We start from the raw sequence: 15,447 nt of genomic DNA on the forward strand, positions 1-15,447 counted from the left end.
GGCGGTACGAGCTGTCGCTTGGGCCACGAACAGCTCGACCAGCCTAAGTTGGTCTTTTTTTCTTATCCGACAACGACTTATCGCCATTTCGCATCCTAGATCGAATCCTTATCTAGGACAGCCCCTTGTTTTTTTGTTTTTGCCGTTGCCGTTGCCGTGATTTTGATCCGCTTTGCGGCTTTACCGCTTTACCGCTTTGCCGCTTTGCCGGTCAACAGCAGACCCGTAGGGCGGCCCGCAGGGATGCGGGCCGTGCGCAAGCAGGCCATGGATGGCCTGTCTGGAGCATCCCCGCGTATGCATCGCTCGCGCGGGCTTGTGCCCTTGCAAGGAGAGCCCTTTTCTTTGGTTACCTTTCTTTTGGGCTTAGCAAAAGAAAGTAACCCGGCCGCGTCAGCGGACGGAAGCTTTGCTCTAGCTTGATCGAAACGCCGGAGGCCGACAGGGCGTGGTCGCGACTCGCGTCGCTCCTACCCTAGAAGCGGCGACCACGGCGCCTCAGCCTCGCGACGCTTCCGGCTGGAGCCAGGGTAGGAGCGGCGCAAGCCGCGACCGCGCCGCGTCGGTCTCGCGGCGTATCATCCAAGCAAGATCAGGATCTAGATCAAACGCCAAAAGCTTCCGCCACTAAAGCGGCGGGTTACTTTCTTTTGTCTAAAGCAACAAAAGAAAGGTAACCAAAGAAAAAGGGGCTGTCCTAGATAAGCGTTATAGACCGACCCAAGCTTGAAGGGTAGAGAGCTGTTCTCTTGGCGTTCCGTAGTTGAATCGGAACTCGCATTCCTTCAGGAACAAGAAGAAATTCTTACGCGGTATGCCGTTGTACTTGCGCAGTACACGCTTGGACTGGTTCCAGAAATTCTCGATTCCGTTGATGTGGTTGCCCCGTCGACCCACGAAGGTCTTGGTGTGATTCACTCGGTGATGCTTGAAGCCCGACACATCTAGGATGTTGTAGCTGGCCAAGTTGTCGGTATACACCACAGAATCTGCTTTTACCCTTGTTTTCAAGGCTGTCAGCAGTGTCTTGCTGCTGGCATCAGCCACCGGTAATGCATACACCCGGCCGCCGCGCTTCAAGATGCCGAACACGCATACCTTGCCAGCCGCACCACGCCCTCGCTTGCCTTTGCGTACGCCGCCAAAGTAGCTCTCATCGCATTCGAATACGGCCAGCTCGGGTTCGATCTCGGCCATTCTTGTGGCCAAGCATTGACGCAGCTTGTGGTAGTACAGCGCAGCGGAATTGCGATGGATTCCGATCAGATCGGCAGCGGTTCGGGCGGTGACTTGGGCAACGAACAGCTCCAGCAACTTGTTCTGCTGAATTTTGCTTATCCGACAACGAGTTATGGCCATTTCCCATCCTAGATGAAGTGCTTATCTAGGACAGCCCCAAGAAAAATGCTTTGTTTTGAATCACAAGCCCGCGCGAGCGATGCCGACGCAGGGCTTTTTCATACGGGACATCCTTGTCCCGATGAAAAACGGCCCGCATCCATGCGGGCCGCCCTTCGGGCCTACTATTGCCTTCGCAAGTGCGAATCGACGCACAGCAACAGCAACGGCTGATGCAACAACAGCAACAGCCACATACTATCTATGACCAATTTATCGAGGTCGCCATGCTGATCCACGGAACTTGTCACTGCGGCAATATCGTTTTCGATCTCGACTGGCGGCCGGAGCCAAGCGAGATCCCGGCGCGTGCCTGCACTTGCTCGTTCTGCACGAAGCATGGGGGCGTGTGGACTTCGTGTCCGACGGGGTCGCTGCGGGTGCGGCTCAACGAGCCCGCGTTGGTGTCGCGCTACGACTTCGGTACCCAGACCGCCGATTTCCATGTCTGCATGCGATGCGGGGTGGTGCCGGTGGTCACCAGCCGCATCGGCGGGGTCCTGTATGCGGTGGTCAACGTCAACACCTTCGAGGGTGTCGACGAGGCCTTGTTGCGGCGGTCGCCGTCGGCGCTCGACGACGAGACCCATGCGGTGCGTCTGGCCCGACGCCAGCGCAACTGGATCGCCGAGGTCGAGTTCGTCGAACGCGGCGATTGAAACGGGGTTGCGGTGCGGGCGTCGTCAGGGGTGACCGGCGTTTTTGCAGTCGGCCGTCATCGCCTGGTCCTCTGCGCTGACGCACAGCTTGAATCCCGGTTCCAGGCCGATCACTTCCTTGTCGGTGCCGGCGATCATCGCGAAGCGTTCGAAGGCTTGCCCGGTGCAGGGCTTGGCATCGGCGGCCGGCTGCTTGGCCGCGCCCGTACTCGCCACCGCGGCGCAGTCGTGGTGGAACAGGGTGTAGTGGCATTGCCCGCTCTGGCTGGCCAGGCATTCGAACTTGGCGATGCGGTCGGTGACGCGCACCTCGCTGTCGATGATGTCGACGCCGTTGGCGCTGGCGCGGTGGACGATGGTGGTCGCACCCATATCGCAACCGAGCAAGGCGAACAGGTAGTACAGCAAAGCCGTGAAGTTGCGCATAGGTCACCTGGATCGTGGGTTGCCGCGTTACATCGTGCGGAACAGGGTCATGAAGGGCTGGCTGACGGTCAGGGTTTCCGGGCGATTGCGCAGGCGCACGCTGCCCTTGCCGCTGTCGTCGCGGACGATCGAGGCGATGGCCTTGAGGTTGACGATGGTCGAGCGGTGGATCTGCTTGAACATCGTCGCGTCGAGCACGTCGAGCAGTTCGCGGATCGGCTTGCGCAGCAGCGCTTCGCCCTCGGCGGTGACGACCGTGGTGTATTTGTTGTCGGCGCGGAAATAGGCGATGTCGTCGACCAGGATCAGGCGCGTCTCGCGGCCGGTGCTCGCGGTGATCCAGGTCAGCGGCGGCGCGCCGCGCTTGGGCTCGCGGCTCGCGAGTTGCTGGGCGAGCTCGGACAGCGCATCGGCACCGGTCTGGGTGGCGGCGCTGCGTTGCTGCAGGCGCTGCACGGTGACGGCGAGGCGTTCGGGCGTGACCGGCTTGAGCAGGTAGTCGATCGCGCCCTGCTCGAAGGCGTCGATCGCGTACTGGTCGTAAGCGGTGACGAACACGATCTGGGTCTGCGGGCTGACCTCGGCCGCGGCGGTGGCGACATCGATGCCGGTCAGGCCGGGCATGCGGATGTCGAGGAAGGCGATGTCGGGGCGGTGCTCGGCCAGGGCCTCGAGCGCTTCGGCGCCGTCTTCGCATTCGGCGACGATCTGCAACTGCGGCCAGGCGCTGCGCAGGGAATCGATCAGCGCCTGGCGCAGCAGGGCCTCGTCTTCGGCGACCAGGGCGGTGGAAGGGGGGAGCTTAGACATAAGAGGATTCCTCGCGCGCGACCAGCGGCACGCTGATCGTCGCGGCGACGCCGTTGGGGAAATTGGCGACGACCGCGAGTTGGGCGTCGCCTGCGTACACCAGTTGCAGGCGTTCGCGCACGTTGCGCAGGCCGATGCCGGTGCCGGCGTTGGTGGAGTTGAAGCCTTCGCCGTCGTCGGCGACGGTGATGGCGACGCGGTGATCGTTGCGGCGCGCGAGAATCCACACGGTGCCGCCGCCGGGCTTGGGCTCCAGGCCGTGCTTGATCGCATTTTCGACCAGGGTCTGCAGCATCATCGGCGGCAGCGGAATCGTGCGCAGTTCTTCGGGCACATCGATTTGCAGCGCCAGTCGCGCACCCATGCGCAGTTTCAGGATTTCCAGATAGGCGAGGGAGCGGTCGAGTTCGTCGCCGAGGGTGGACTGCGCGTCCTCGGTGCGCGGCAGCGAGCGGCGCAGGAAGTCGATCAGGTGGCCGAGCATGATGTCCGCGCGAGGCGGGTCGTTGCGGGTCAGGTACTGGGCGCTGGCGAGCGTGTTGTAAAGGAAGTGCGGCTCGACCTGGGCGTGCAGCAGGCTCAGCTTGGCCACGGCGAGTTCTTTCTCGGTGACCGTGCGGGTGGTGCTGACGCGTTCGGTGCGGCGACGTTCGGCGATGCGGCGGCTGATCGCGCGCACGATCGCCTCGGCGTTCTCCAGGTTGGTGCCGCCGTCGACCCGGAACCAGTCGCTCCAGGCCCCGGTCTCGGGTTCGCAGATCAGGGTGATGCTGCCGCTGTCCTCGCCGGGCGTGACCGTGGCGAGGATCTGGTTGCGGGTCCAGCGGCTGTGATTGCGCACCACGCCCTGGCGGTCGGTGCGGCTGCGTCCGTACAGGTTGGGGCGCTGCACCTTGGCGCTGACCTGCAGGCTGTCGCGGGCGCTCTCGATCTCCTCGACGCGCGGCAGTTCGCGGATCGCCGCATCGAGCAGATCGAATACCTCGCCGGCCTCGAACGGCACCTCGATCTGGCGGCGGTGGCGGTTGGCGAGGGTGCCGCGATCGACATGCCCGGCGATCAGCCGCACCCGGCGCAGATGCGAGAAGGCATTGGTGACGACGTAGGCCACGACCAGCATGCCGATGATGAACAGCGGCGAGGTGTCCTGGTGTTCCAGCCCCGGTGTGGCCGAGGACAGCATCGCCATCAGCAGGAACACGCCGAACCACGCGGCCGCCAGGCGGAGAATGAAGAAGAAGCTCCTGATCACGACGGTGTCCGAAAGGTCCCTGGGTGCGACGCAGCATAGTCGTCTGCCGGCCGGGCGGAAGTGGGGGCGCGACGAAGCCGGGGGAGTCGGCGACGAAACCGGGTCGGGGCGGAACGAAGCGTCGGCCGGGTGCGTCGACGCCGGGCGCTCCGACCGATGCGCCGCGTGCGAGCTGCGTGCGAGCCGGGGGCGATGCGGATGAGCCTCTTTGTCGCCTCTGGCGACCCTGTCGCTTATGACGCCTCTACGTATGGCGGTTCTAGGGAATGCAAAGCTGAAAGAGGTAGGTGAGGGGGTACCTTGCCGTGCCCTCATCCGGCCTTCGGCCACCTTCTCCCGCTCGCGGCGACCGTAAGGAGTGCGAAGCTGAGAGGGGGAGGAGGGCAATGAGTCAGGCAGCGAAAGATCGCCGACGTGCCTCTCGGCCCTGACCGCCGAGCGATGGGCGGCAATGTGCCTCCGCCACGGCCGCAACGTGACCAGCATTGAATCGGCGCTCCAGGCGAAAAACCTGCTTGGCAAAGCCTCGGCGTTCCGATAGCGTGACGTCCGCCAAGGACGGTTGGGGGCCGCCTTCATGTTTTCGATGTCTACCGTGTTGATCGCCGCGCTGGCGATGAATCAGTCGCAGCCGTTGCCGGCGGCTTCCGAAACGCCGAGTGCGCTGTCCGCACCCGCACCCGCAGCGATGCCGGTGTCCGAACCGGTTCCAGCATCCATTTCCGCATCCGCTCCGGCGCCGGTGTTGCCGTCGGCAGCCACCGGTAGCACCGATGCCCGCCGCCTGCTCGCCGGTACCGACGTGCTGCTCGAAACCCTGCAGCCTCTGAGCTCGGCCATGCTGAAACGCGGCGACAAGTTCGGGCTGCGCCTGGCGCAAGCGCTGAGCGTCGACGGTGCACTCGTACTGCCCGCCGGCACCACCGGCGTCGGCGAGGTGATCCATGCCGAGCGCTCGCGCAGCGGCGGCAAGCCGGGCGAGTTGTTGCTCGCCGCGCGCTATCTCGAAGCCGATGGCCGGCAGATTCCCTTGCGCAGTTTCCGCATCGGCGCCGCCGGCGTCGACAAGTCGGGCCAGGTCATCGGCTTGTCGATCGCGGTCGGGGTGTTCGCGATGTTCATGCGCGGCGGCGAGATCCAGATCCCCCCCTATACCCAGGCCCAGGCGCGCACCGCGCAGGACGTCGACCTGAGTTCTTCTGCCGCGGCGCCGGTCCAGGCCCCCGCACCGGTTGCCACCACCGAATCACCCGTCACCACCCAAACTGGGGAAGCTGTCCAATGAAGTCGATGTCGTCGCGTGTGCTGTTGATTGCTCTGTTGCTGCCGGTGTCGGCCTTCGCCGCCGGCGGTTCGTTGGCTTGGAACGGCAAGGCGCCTTCCGATCCGGCCAAGCAGGTCCCGAATGCCGAGGCGGGCGTTTCGGCGGAGGCCAAGCACGAGGCCGACACCGCACCCGCGGTCGAAGCCAGCGGCGCGGCGACAACTGCACCGGCGGCCGCGACTGCGACGGCGTCGGCCAGTGCGAAGCCGGCTGCGGCCAGCAACGGCCTGATCGCCGCGCCGCCGGCCGGCAAGGGCCAGATCGTGTTCTTCCGTCCGGCCAAGTTCGTTGGCGGCGCGGTGGGCTACAAGGTGCGCGAAGGCGCGGTCGAGCTGGGCAAGCTGCGCAGCGGCAAGTACTTCGTGGTCGCGGTCGAGCCGGGCGCGCACGAGTACACCGTGCACTCGGAAGCCAAGGACATCCTCAACATGGAAGTCGAGGCCGGCGAAACTTATTACGTGAAGGGCACGATCACGATCGGCATCCTGGCCGGGCGTCCGAACCTGTCGCCGTCGACGGTCGCGGAATTCGACGAAATCGCCGGCAAGCTCAAGCTCGCCAAGTAAGCGCAAGGCGCGGCGAACGCATCGCGTCGCCGCAGCCGCATAAAAAAGGCCCCGCATTCGCGGGGCCTTTTCTTATCGTTTCAATGCAACCCGGCCGGTATTCAAGCCTCGACTTCTTCCTTGTAGGCGTCGATCGGGATGCAGGCGCACATGACGTTCTTGTCGCCGTAGACGTTGTCGACGCGCGACACCGGCGGCCAGTACTTCTGCAGGCGCAGGGTCGGCAGCGGGAACGCGGCCAGCTCGCGCGGGTAGGCACGGGTCCACTCGCTCGCGGTGACCTGCGAGGCGGTGTGCGGGGCGTGCTTGAGCGGGTTGTCCTCGCGGTCCAGGCGGCCGTCCTCGACCGCGCGGATTTCGTCGCGGATCTGGATCATCGCGTCGATGAAGCGGTCGAGCTCGTGCTGCGATTCGCTCTCGGTCGGCTCGACCATCAGCGTGCCGGCGACCGGGAAGCTCAGGGTCGGAGCATGGAAGCCGAAGTCGATCAGGCGCTTGGCGACGTCCTCGGCGCTGATGCCGGTCGCGTCCTTGATCGGGCGCAGGTCGAGGATGCACTCGTGCGCGACCAGGCCGTTGCGGCCGGTGTACAGCGTTTCATAATGCGGGGCGAGGCGCTTGGCGATGTAGTTGGCGTTGAGCAGCGCCACTTGCGTGGCCTTGCGCAGGCCCGTGGTGCCCATCAGGGTGACGTACATCCACGAGATCGGCAGGATGCTTGCCGAGCCGAAGCTCGCCGCGCTGACCATGCCGACGATGCCTTCGCCGTCGACGGTCTTCGGCAGGAACGGTGCCAGGTGCGACTTGACCGCGCAGGGGCCGACGCCGGGGCCGCCGCCGCCGTGCGGGATGCAGAAGGTCTTGTGCAGGTTGAGATGGGAGACGTCCGAGCCCCACTTGCCGGGCTTGGCGACGCCGACCAGGGCGTTCATGTTGGCGCCGTCGGTATACACCTGGCCGCCGTGCTTGTGGATGATCTCGCAGATCTCGACCACTTCCTCCTCGAACACGCCGTGCGTGGACGGGTAGGTCATCATGATCGCGGCGAGGCGGTCGCTGTACTTCTCGGCGGCGCGGCGAATGTCGTCGACGTCGACATTGCCGTTGCTGTCGGTCTTGGTCACCACCACGGTCATGCCGCACATCTGCGCCGAGGCCGGGTTGGTGCCGTGCGCCGAATCGGGGATCAGGCAGATGTCGCGGTGGCCTTCGCCGCGCGAGCGGTGATAGGCGCGGATCGCCAGCAGGCCGGCGTATTCGCCCTGGGCGCCGGAGTTCGGCTGCAGGCTGACCGCGTCGTAGCCGGTGCACTCGACCAGCATCGCCTCGAGTTCGTCGATCAGTTGGGTGTAGCCGGTGGTCTGGTTGGCCGGGGCGAGCGGATGGATGTTGCCGAACTCGGGCCAGGTCACCGGGATCATCTCGGCGGTGGCGTTGAGCTTCATTGTGCACGAGCCCAGCGGGATCATGGTGCGATCCATCGCCAGGTCCTTGTCGGCCAGCGAACGCATGTAGCGCAGCAGCTCGTGTTCGCTGTGGTGGGTGTTGAACACCGGGTGCTGCAGGAACGAGGAGGTGCGCGCCAGCGCGGCCGGGATCGCGTCGACGGCTTCGCGGTCGAGCGCGTCGATGTCGAGCTGCACGCCGAACGCGCCGGCGAGAGCCACGAGTTCGTCGCGGGTCACGGTTTCGTCGAGGCTGATGCTGAGGCTGCCGGCATCGATCTCGCGCAGATTGATGTTGGCCGCGCGCGCCTTGGCGTGGATCGCGTTCGCGTCGATGCCGCTGACGTGCAGGGTGTCGAAGAAGCCGCTGCCGACGGCGATGCCGGCCTTGCCGAGCGCGGTAGCCAGGATCGCAGCCTGGCGGTGGACGCGGCGGGCGATGCGGGTCAGGCCGTCGGGGCCGTGGTAGACGGCGTACATGCTGGCCATCACCGCCAGCAGCACCTGCGCGGTGCAGATGTTGCTGGTCGCCTTCTCGCGGCGGATGTGCTGCTCGCGGGTCTGCAGGGTCAGGCGGTAAGCGGGTTTGCCGTCGGTGTCGACCGAGACGCCGATCAGACGGCCCGGCATCGAGCGCTTGTAAGCGTCGCGGCAGGCCATGAAGCCGGCGTGCGGGCCGCCGAAGCCGAACGGCACGCCGAAGCGCTGGGTGTTGCCGACGACGATGTCGGCGCCCCATTCGCCCGGTGCCTTGAGCAGGGTCAGCGCGAGCAGGTCGCTGGCGACGGCGACGATGCCGCCGCGTGCGTGCACGGCGTCGGCGACGCTCTGGTAATCCTTGACCGCGCCGAAGGTGTCCGGGTACTGCAGCAGCGCGCCGAACGCGTCGACCGTCGCCGCTTCGGCGTCGTCGCCGATGTGCAGTTCGATCGCCAGCGGTTCGGCGCGGGTGCGCAGCACTTCCAGGGTCTGCGGGTGGATGTTCCTGGAGACGAAGAAGGTCTCCGACTTGGACTTGGCCGAACGCTTGGCCAGGGTCATGGCTTCGGCGGCGGCGGTGCCTTCGTCGAGCAGCGAGGCGTTGGCGATTTCCATCCCGGTCAGGTCGGCGACCATGGTCTGGAAGTTGATCAGCGCTTCCATGCGGCCCTGCGAGATCTCTGCCTGGTACGGCGTGTAGGCCGTGTACCAGGCCGGGTTCTCGAGGATGTTGCGCAGGATGACGTTCGGGGTGTGGGTGCCGTAGTAGCCGCGGCCGATGAAGCTGCGGAACACCTGGTTCTTGGTGGCGATGGCGCGGATCTTGGCCAACGCCTCGACCTCGCTGATCGCGGCCGGCAGGGCCAGCGGCTGGGTCGACTTGATCGAACCGGGGACGATGGCGTCGGTCAGGGCTTCGAGCGAGTCGTAGCCGACCTGCTCCAACATGTGGCCGATCTCGGCGTCGTTGGGGCCGATGTGGCGCTCGATGAAGGCGTCGTGGTGCTCGAGATCGCGCAAGGAAGTTGCGCTGTTGGCGGCTGGGCTCATGGCAGGGGCGTCCGAAGGCAGCGTGCGGTGCCGCACGCGAGGCGCCCCTCTGTCCTTTTGCCTGAGAGTTTAAAAGCGTGCTGCGGTCAGGCAGCTAGGGGAGGGGATGGCCCGGGGGCCGCTCCTGTCCGCGCTCGCTTCGTGCCCCTTCGGCGCCGGTTCTGCCTCGCTGTCTCAGCGCACGCAGGCGGTCTCTCCAGAGTTTTGTACACGCGGCGGTATGGGGCCTGAGCGATTACGGGCGTTGCGCCTTCGGCAGCGGGCCTGGCTGAGGGGCCGGGCCGCTTCTCCCACCGGGTGTTTCAAGCCGCGATTATAGCCGCAGCGGCGGCTTCGGGGCGACGTTGCCGGGGCTGGCGGCAGCCGGCTTCATCCCCGGTTTCGACCCCACGACCCGGTTCAGGCTGGCCGATTCGCCGTAACATGGTCGCGGTCCCTTCCGGAGCTCCCTGCATGGACCGTCCCCCGTTCCAACTGCTGCAACTCGATCACGTGGTGCTGCGCGTGCGCGACACCGAGGCGATGATCGCTTTCTATTGCGATGTGCTGGGTTGCCGGCTGGAACGGCGCCAGGACGCGATCGGCCTGGTGCAGCTGCGCGCCGGCCTGTCCCTGATCGACCTGGTCGACGTCGACGGCAAGCTCGGCCGCCTCGGCGGCGCGCCGGCCGGCGCCGAGGCCCGCAACATGGACCACCTGTGCCTGCGCGCCGAGCCTTTCGACCGCGAGGCGATCGTCGCCCATCTGGAAGCGCACGGCGTGCGCATCGGCGACTTCGGCTCGCGTTACGGCGCCGAGGGCGAGGGGCCGTCGCAGTACCTGTTCGACCCCGAAGGCAATGTGGTCGAACTCAAGGGCCCGCCCGACGAGGTGCCGATCGACACCCACGCCTCCCACGCTCCCAGCTGAGGCCCCGAGCCGACGCTCTCCGATTGGCGCTCCTCGACAGGTGACCCCGATTAATACCTCCGCTCCCGATTCCGCGCCGGCCAGCAAGACCTTGTCGATCCGCCGGCTGGCCCTGCTGCTCGGCGGCCTGGCGATGTTCGGGCCGTTCTCGATCGACACGATCTTCCCGGCGTTCCCGGTCATGGGCGCCGAGCTCGGCGCCGACAAGCTGGCGATGCAGCAGACCATCAGCGTCTATCTGATCGCCTATGCGCTGATGAGCATCGTCCACGGGCCGTTGTCGGACACGATCGGGCGCCGGCGGGTGATCATCGGCGGGCTCAGCGTGTTCACCCTGGCCTCGGTCGGCTGCGCCTTGTCGACCGATCTGTCGACCTTGCTGTTCTTCCGCGCGGTACAGGGTCTTTCGGCGGGCGTTGGCCTGATCGTCGGCCGCGCGGTGATCCGCGACGTGCTGCACGGCGACGACGCCCAGCGCCTGATGAGTCAGGTGACGATGATCTTCGGCGTGGCGCCGGCGATCGCGCCGATCATCGGCGGTTGGATCCTCGGCTGGGCGCACTGGCCGGCGATCTTCTGGTTCCTGGTCGGCTTCTCGCTGTTGCTGCTGGGTTCGACGATCTTCCTGTTGCCCGAAACGCATCCGCCGCAGGCGCGCCTGCCGCTGAAGCCCAAGCGCTTGCTGCGCGATTATTTCGCGATCTTCCTCAACCCGCGTTTCCAGCGCCTGACCGCGACCGGGGCGTTCAACTTCGCCGCATTGTTTTTGTACATCGCCTCGGCGCCGGCGTTCGTGCTCGACATCCTCAAGCTCAACGAGCGCCAGTTCGGCTGGTTCTTCGTGCCGACCATCGGTGGCATGGTGCTCGGCTCGTTCGTGTCGGGCCGCTCGGCCGGCAAGATCAGCGGCGACCGCCTGGTGCGTTGGGGCTTCGTGTTTTCCTTCGTCGGCGTGGCGATGAACCTGGGTTACAACCTGTGGACCGACGCTCCGCAGATCCCGTGGGCGGTGCTGCCGATGTGCGTGTCGGCGTTCGGCATCGCCCTGGTGTTCCCGATCGTGACCCTGTCGATCCTCGACATGTACCCGCGCCAGCGCGGCTCGGCTTCGTCCTTGCAGGCCTTCTCCGGCCTGGTGGTCAACGCGGTCATGGCCGGCGTGCTGTCGCCGCTGATCAGCGCCAGCGCGGTGTCGCTGGCGGTCGCGGCCTCGGTGCTGACCGCGGTGGCCTGGCTGTTCTGGCAGTGGGAAGCGCGCGTGTCGAAGACCTCGTGCCCGAGCCAGGGCGACGAGGCCGCCGCGGTGGAGCCGCAAGAGTCGTTGTAAGCGATCGCAACGCCTTCGCTGCTTCCTCGTTATCCGCTCTTTGCGAGCTGTTCCCCCCTTTGAAAAAGGGGGGCAGGGGGGATTTGCTGTTGCTGTTGCCTTGTTGTTGATCGAGCCAGAGCAAGAGCCAAAGCAAATCCCCCCTAACCCCCCTTTTCCAAAGGGGGGGAACGGTAGGTGGGTTCGTTATCTGTGGCCGATACCGAAAGCCCCGGCATCGCCGCCGGTGCGGCCGGCGACTATGCCTTCGCTCAACTGATCATTCGACCCGAGCTCAGATCAACCCCGGATCGGTGATGCCGTGCGCGCCGGTTTCGATGCGGCCGGCGAGGCGGCGGTAGTACTCGGGGTCGTTGGCGTCGGTGAGCACGAAGTCGTACCACTGATGGCTTTCGTCGAGACGGATCGGGCGCTGGCGGGTGGTGCCCGGGCCCAAACGCTCCAGGCGCGCTTCGTACAGGCCGTATTGATCGGCGAGGCTCAGCCGCACCGGTTTGTGGGTGGTGTTGCGCAGGGCCAGGATCAGTTTGCGGCGACGCAGGCGCAGGTCCGGCACGGTGGTCGCCGAGGGGTTGGCGCCGTGCAGGGAGCCGCGGAACTCGCGGAAGAAGCCGTTCGGTGCGAACACCTGCAGGGCGTAGGCGCGGGCACCGTCGCTGTTGAGCGCCCATTCGCCGTGCAAGGACTTGCCGGGCTCGACGGTGTAGCGGCGCGGGATCGCGTTCGGGTCGAGCAAGTCGTAGACATGGAACACCGCGCTGGCGCGACCGGTGTTGCCGAAGTGCAGGCGCACGCGCCGTGCGCCGGCATCGATGCGTTCGCCGACCTGCAGGTCGTAAGGCAGGGCGCGCGAGGGCTTGATGCCGCGTTCCTGTTGCGCCGCGCTCGCGAGTGCGGGCGGTTTCGGCGCAGGCAGACGGCTCTGTTCGGCGACGATGCGGTCGGCATCGCGGGTGTCGGGCAGGTTCGGGATCGGTTCGCGGTTGGGGTCGACGAAATTGAAGGCGCTGGTGAGATCGCCGCAGACCGCGCGCCGCCACGGGCTGATGTTGGGCTCCATGACGCCGAAGCGGCGTTCCAGAAAACGGATCACCGAGGTGTGGTCGAACACCTGCGAGTTGATCCAGCCGCCGCGGCTCCACGGCGAGATCACATAGGTCGGCACGCGCGGGCCGAGGCCGTAGGGGCGGTCGTAATAGATCGCCGGGTCGCTGGAGGTGCCGTGCGAAGGGCCGGAACGCGCACGGTGATGCTCGCCGCGCAGGTCGACGGTGGAACCGCCGAGGTAGGCGCCCTGGCCGTCGAGCGAGGGCGGCGCCGGCGGCGGGATGTGGTCGAAGAAACCGTCGTTCTCGTCGAAGTTGACGATCAGCACCGTGCGCGCCCAGACCTCGGGGTCGGCGGTCAGGGCATCGAGCACGCGCGCGGTGTAGTCCGCGCCCCAGATCGGCGCCGACGGCCCCGGATGCTCGGAGTACTTCGCCGGCGCGACCAGCCACGACACCTGCGGCAGATGGCCGCTGCGGACGTCGGCGGCGAGGTCGTCGAGGGTCCAGGTCTTGAGCGCCTTCTCGGCCAGGGCCGAACCCGGCGCTGCGGCGCGGAATTGGCGGAAGCCTTCGAGCGGGTTGTCGGTGAAGTTGTCGTCCATGTCCTGGTACAGCTTCCAACTCACCCCGGCCTGCTCAAGGCGCTCGGGATACGTCGTCCACCAATAGCCTTCGTTGGCCGGGCCGTAGTCGTCGAAGGTGTTGACGATCGCCGGGCCGCCGCAGTCGGCGGCCGGATTGTTGGTGCCGGTCCAATGGAACAAGCGGTTCGGATTGGTGCCGGTCTGCTGCGAGCAATGGTAGGCGTCGCAGAGGGTGAAGGCGTTGGCGAGCGCGTACTGGAACGGGATGTCGGTTTGGCGGTAGTAACCGAGCGAGCGCTCGGTCTTGGCCGGCAGCCAGCGGTCCATCAGGCCGCTGTTCCAGGCGGCCTGCGAATCGGGCCAGGTGTGCGGGGTGCCGCCGATGCGCTGCGCGCTCGTGGTCGTGGTGTCGAGGTGATAGGGCTGGATCTCGCGGCCCTGCGCGGTCTGCTGGTGCCACACCGGCTTTCCGTTCGGCAGCGGAATCGGAAAGCGGTCGCCGAAGCCGCGCACGCCGCGCATCGCCCCGAAGTAGTGGTCGAAGGAACGGTTTTCCTGCATCAGGATCACCACGTGCTTGACGTCGTGGATCGTGCCGGTGACGCGCGCGGCCGGAATCGCGAGCGCCTTGCGGATGCTGGGCGGGAACAGGTTGAGGGCGAGTCCGGCGGCGGTGGCGCCGGCGGCGCTGCGCAGGAAGTCGCGGCGTTGATGGTCGGTCATGGGTAATCCGTGCAGTCGTTCGGGGGAATCGGTGGGCAGCCGATCTTCCAGCCTGCTCGTGCAACGTGGCATCGCGGTTACCGCGGCGGGGGCGGCGCGCCGACTTGTGCGCCAGCGCTCATTGCGCGGTGCTCAGACGGTGGTGCTCAGTCGGCGGTGCTCAGCGTCGCAGTTGCAGCAGCAGATGCACCGGCAGGCCCGCCGCGATCAATAGCGCGCCCCACGACAAGGCCTCGCCGCCGATGCCCCACAACGCGTACAGGCTGAAGGCGAGGGCGAAGCCGGCGACGATGCGGCTGCGGCCGCCCTGGCCGCGCAGCAGCCAGGCGGCGCTGCCGGCCACGTAGGGCAGCAAGGTCGCGGCGGTCGAGAGCAGGATCGAGAAGGTGAACACCTGCACCAGCGAGCGGCTGTAGTTCGACAGCACCAGGGCGCTGGCCAGGACGCTGCCGAAGACGATGCCGAGCCGGGGCGTGCCGCGCGCATCGACGCGAGCGAAGAACGCCGGAAACACGCGGTCGCGCGCCGCCGCCAGCGGCAATTGCCCGGACAGCAGGGTCCAGCCGTTGAGCGCGCCGAAGCAGGACACCGCCGAGACCGCCGCCAACGCGAGGCCGGCGGCCGGGCCCCAGAGCGAAGCCGCGGCATCGGCCATCGGCGATGGCGATTGGCGCAGCGTTTCGGCCGGCACCAGGCCGAGCACCACGGTGCAGGCGAGGATGGTGGCGATGCCGGCGAGCAAGGTGCCGATCACCGTCGCACGCGGCACGTTGCGTTCGGGGTTGGCGATGGCGCCGGCCGGCACGGTCGCCGCTTCCAGGCCGAGCAGTGCCCACAAGGTCAGCGCCGCGGTCGCGTTGGCCACCTGCGACAGCGAACCGCCGCCGGGATTGAACGGGCGAAACGCGGTGGCGGGATCGAGCCACCACAGCGCGACCGCGCCGAACAGCAACAGCGGCAACAATTTCAGCGCGGTGGTGACGAGCTGCATGCGGCCGGCTTCGCGCACCCCGGCCAGGTTCACGCCGGCGCAGATCCAGAGCGCCGCCAGGGCGCAGGCCGCGGCGCGCGCAGGTGTCGCGGTCAACTGCGGCGCGAGCGCGCCGAGGCTGCCGGCGAAGGCCACGGCGATGGCGGCGTTGGCGCACCAGATCGAGATCCAGTAACTCCAGGCGACCACGAAGCCGACGCTGTCGCCGAAGGCGCGATGCGCATAGGTGTAGGGCCCGCCGCTGTGCGGCCAGCGCATCGCCATGCGCGCGAAGGTGAAAGCGAGCAGCAAGGCGCCGCACAGGGTGATCGCCCAACCGATCAGGCTGGCGCCGCCATAAGGCGCCAGCGCCGCCGGCAACAGGAATACGCCGCTGCCGATCATGCTGCCGACCACCAGCGCCGTCGCGGTCCATAGGCCCAGCGGGCGTGCGCTCGCGGGCGTGGTGCGCAAG

The 15,447-nt window shown here is 66.8% G+C and carries 12 protein-coding genes and 1 riboswitch; of the genes, 5 read left to right on the plus strand and 7 right to left on the minus strand.

What is annotated here, in order from left to right; all coding sequences use genetic code 11:
• Window positions 1-708 precede the first annotated feature (708 nt).
• On the minus strand, window positions 709-1,359 hold the full coding sequence (locus ACTOWK_RS22295) for an IS1595 family transposase (RefSeq protein WP_441332273.1): 651 nt from the start codon (window positions 1,357-1,359) through the stop codon (window positions 709-711).
• A gap of 266 nt (window positions 1,360-1,625) precedes the next feature.
• Here ACTOWK_RS22295 and ACTOWK_RS22300 point away from each other — a divergent pair, with 266 nt between their 5' ends.
• Window positions 1,626-2,057, plus strand: a complete 432-nt coding sequence (locus tag ACTOWK_RS22300) for a GFA family protein (RefSeq protein WP_441332274.1) — start codon at window positions 1,626-1,628, stop codon at window positions 2,055-2,057.
• 24 nt (window positions 2,058-2,081) lie between these two features.
• Here ACTOWK_RS22300 and ACTOWK_RS22305 read toward each other — a convergent pair whose 3' ends face one another.
• The 3 genes from ACTOWK_RS22305 to ACTOWK_RS22315 are packed head-to-tail and all read right to left on the minus strand — an operon-like array spanning window position 2,082 to window position 4,545.
• Window positions 2,082-2,483: a hypothetical protein gene (locus tag ACTOWK_RS22305; protein ID WP_441332275.1), complete on the minus strand. Its 402-nt coding sequence runs from the start codon at window positions 2,481-2,483 to the stop codon at window positions 2,082-2,084.
• Between the two features lie 27 nt (window positions 2,484-2,510).
• On the minus strand, window positions 2,511-3,293 hold the full coding sequence (locus tag ACTOWK_RS22310) for a LytR/AlgR family response regulator transcription factor (protein WP_441332276.1): 783 nt from the start codon (window positions 3,291-3,293) through the stop codon (window positions 2,511-2,513).
• On the minus strand, window positions 3,286-4,545 hold the full coding sequence (locus tag ACTOWK_RS22315) for a sensor histidine kinase (protein ID WP_441332277.1): 1,260 nt from the start codon (window positions 4,543-4,545) through the stop codon (window positions 3,286-3,288). The genes ACTOWK_RS22310 and ACTOWK_RS22315 overlap by 8 nt, the downstream gene beginning before the upstream one ends.
• 577 nt (window positions 4,546-5,122) lie before the next feature.
• Between ACTOWK_RS22315 and ACTOWK_RS22320 the strand changes: the two genes are divergently transcribed.
• Window positions 5,123-5,830 carry a hypothetical protein gene (locus ACTOWK_RS22320; RefSeq protein WP_441332278.1) on the plus strand — a complete coding sequence of 236 codons (708 nt, stop codon included), beginning with the start codon at window positions 5,123-5,125 and terminating at the stop codon, window positions 5,828-5,830.
• Window positions 5,827-6,435, plus strand: coding sequence for a DUF2846 domain-containing protein (locus tag ACTOWK_RS22325; RefSeq protein WP_441332279.1), 609 nt, complete (start codon window positions 5,827-5,829; stop codon window positions 6,433-6,435). Before ACTOWK_RS22320 ends, ACTOWK_RS22325 begins: the two co-directional genes overlap by 4 nt.
• Before the next feature lie 101 nt (window positions 6,436-6,536).
• On the opposite strand, the gene gcvP is transcribed toward ACTOWK_RS22325, so the two are convergent.
• On the minus strand, window positions 6,537-9,410 hold the full coding sequence (gcvP, locus tag ACTOWK_RS22330) for an aminomethyl-transferring glycine dehydrogenase (protein ID WP_441332280.1): 2,874 nt from the start codon (window positions 9,408-9,410) through the stop codon (window positions 6,537-6,539).
• 39 nt (window positions 9,411-9,449) lie between these two features.
• Window positions 9,450-9,620: riboswitch (glycine riboswitch) on the minus strand.
• Window positions 9,621-9,863: 243 nt separating this feature from the next.
• Between gcvP and ACTOWK_RS22335 the strand changes: the two genes are divergently transcribed.
• Both ACTOWK_RS22335 and ACTOWK_RS22340 read left to right on the plus strand, forming a co-directional pair.
• Entirely contained in the window at window positions 9,864-10,319 is a 456-nt protein-coding gene (locus ACTOWK_RS22335; RefSeq protein WP_441332281.1) for a VOC family protein, read from the plus strand.
• A 49-nt stretch (window positions 10,320-10,368) separates the two neighbouring features.
• The gene (locus tag ACTOWK_RS22340) at window positions 10,369-11,646 is read left to right on the plus strand and encodes a multidrug effflux MFS transporter (RefSeq protein WP_441332301.1); all 1,278 of its coding nucleotides are present in this window, start codon (window positions 10,369-10,371) and stop codon (window positions 11,644-11,646) included.
• A gap of 274 nt (window positions 11,647-11,920) precedes the next feature.
• Here ACTOWK_RS22340 and ACTOWK_RS22345 read toward each other — a convergent pair whose 3' ends face one another.
• On the minus strand, window positions 11,921-14,002 hold the full coding sequence (locus ACTOWK_RS22345; protein ID WP_441332282.1) for a phosphocholine-specific phospholipase C: 2,082 nt from the start codon (window positions 14,000-14,002) through the stop codon (window positions 11,921-11,923).
• Between the two features lie 160 nt (window positions 14,003-14,162).
• Window positions 14,163-15,446 (minus strand): amino acid permease, encoded by a 1,284-nt coding sequence (locus tag ACTOWK_RS22350; RefSeq protein ID WP_441332283.1) that lies wholly within the window; start codon window positions 15,444-15,446, stop codon window positions 14,163-14,165.
• Window position 15,447: the final 1 nt, after the last annotated feature.

This window comes from Lysobacter sp. CA196 (genome assembly GCF_052078695.1).
Taxonomy (GTDB): Bacteria; Pseudomonadota; Gammaproteobacteria; order Xanthomonadales; family Xanthomonadaceae; genus Lysobacter.

What these genes read in the sequence shown, in the direction of transcription:
- ACTOWK_RS22345 (WP_441332282.1), bottom strand. Translation starts at nt 14,002, where the DNA reads ATGACCGACCATCAACGCCGCGACTTCCTGCGCAGCGCCGCCGGCGCC.
- ACTOWK_RS22335 (WP_441332281.1), top strand. Translation starts at nt 9,864, where the DNA reads ATGGACCGTCCCCCGTTCCAACTGCTGCAACTCGATCACGTGGTGCTG.
- ACTOWK_RS22310 (WP_441332276.1), bottom strand. Translation starts at nt 3,293, where the DNA reads ATGTCTAAGCTCCCCCCTTCCACCGCCCTGGTCGCCGAAGACGAGGCC.
- ACTOWK_RS22300 (WP_441332274.1), top strand. Translation starts at nt 1,626, where the DNA reads ATGCTGATCCACGGAACTTGTCACTGCGGCAATATCGTTTTCGATCTC.
- ACTOWK_RS22305 (WP_441332275.1), bottom strand. Translation starts at nt 2,483, where the DNA reads ATGCGCAACTTCACGGCTTTGCTGTACTACCTGTTCGCCTTGCTCGGT.
- ACTOWK_RS22320 (WP_441332278.1), top strand. Translation starts at nt 5,123, where the DNA reads ATGTTTTCGATGTCTACCGTGTTGATCGCCGCGCTGGCGATGAATCAG.
- gcvP (WP_441332280.1), bottom strand. Translation starts at nt 9,410, where the DNA reads ATGAGCCCAGCCGCCAACAGCGCAACTTCCTTGCGCGATCTCGAGCAC.
- ACTOWK_RS22325 (WP_441332279.1), top strand. Translation starts at nt 5,827, where the DNA reads ATGAAGTCGATGTCGTCGCGTGTGCTGTTGATTGCTCTGTTGCTGCCG.
- ACTOWK_RS22295 (WP_441332273.1), bottom strand. Translation starts at nt 1,359, where the DNA reads ATGGCCATAACTCGTTGTCGGATAAGCAAAATTCAGCAGAACAAGTTG.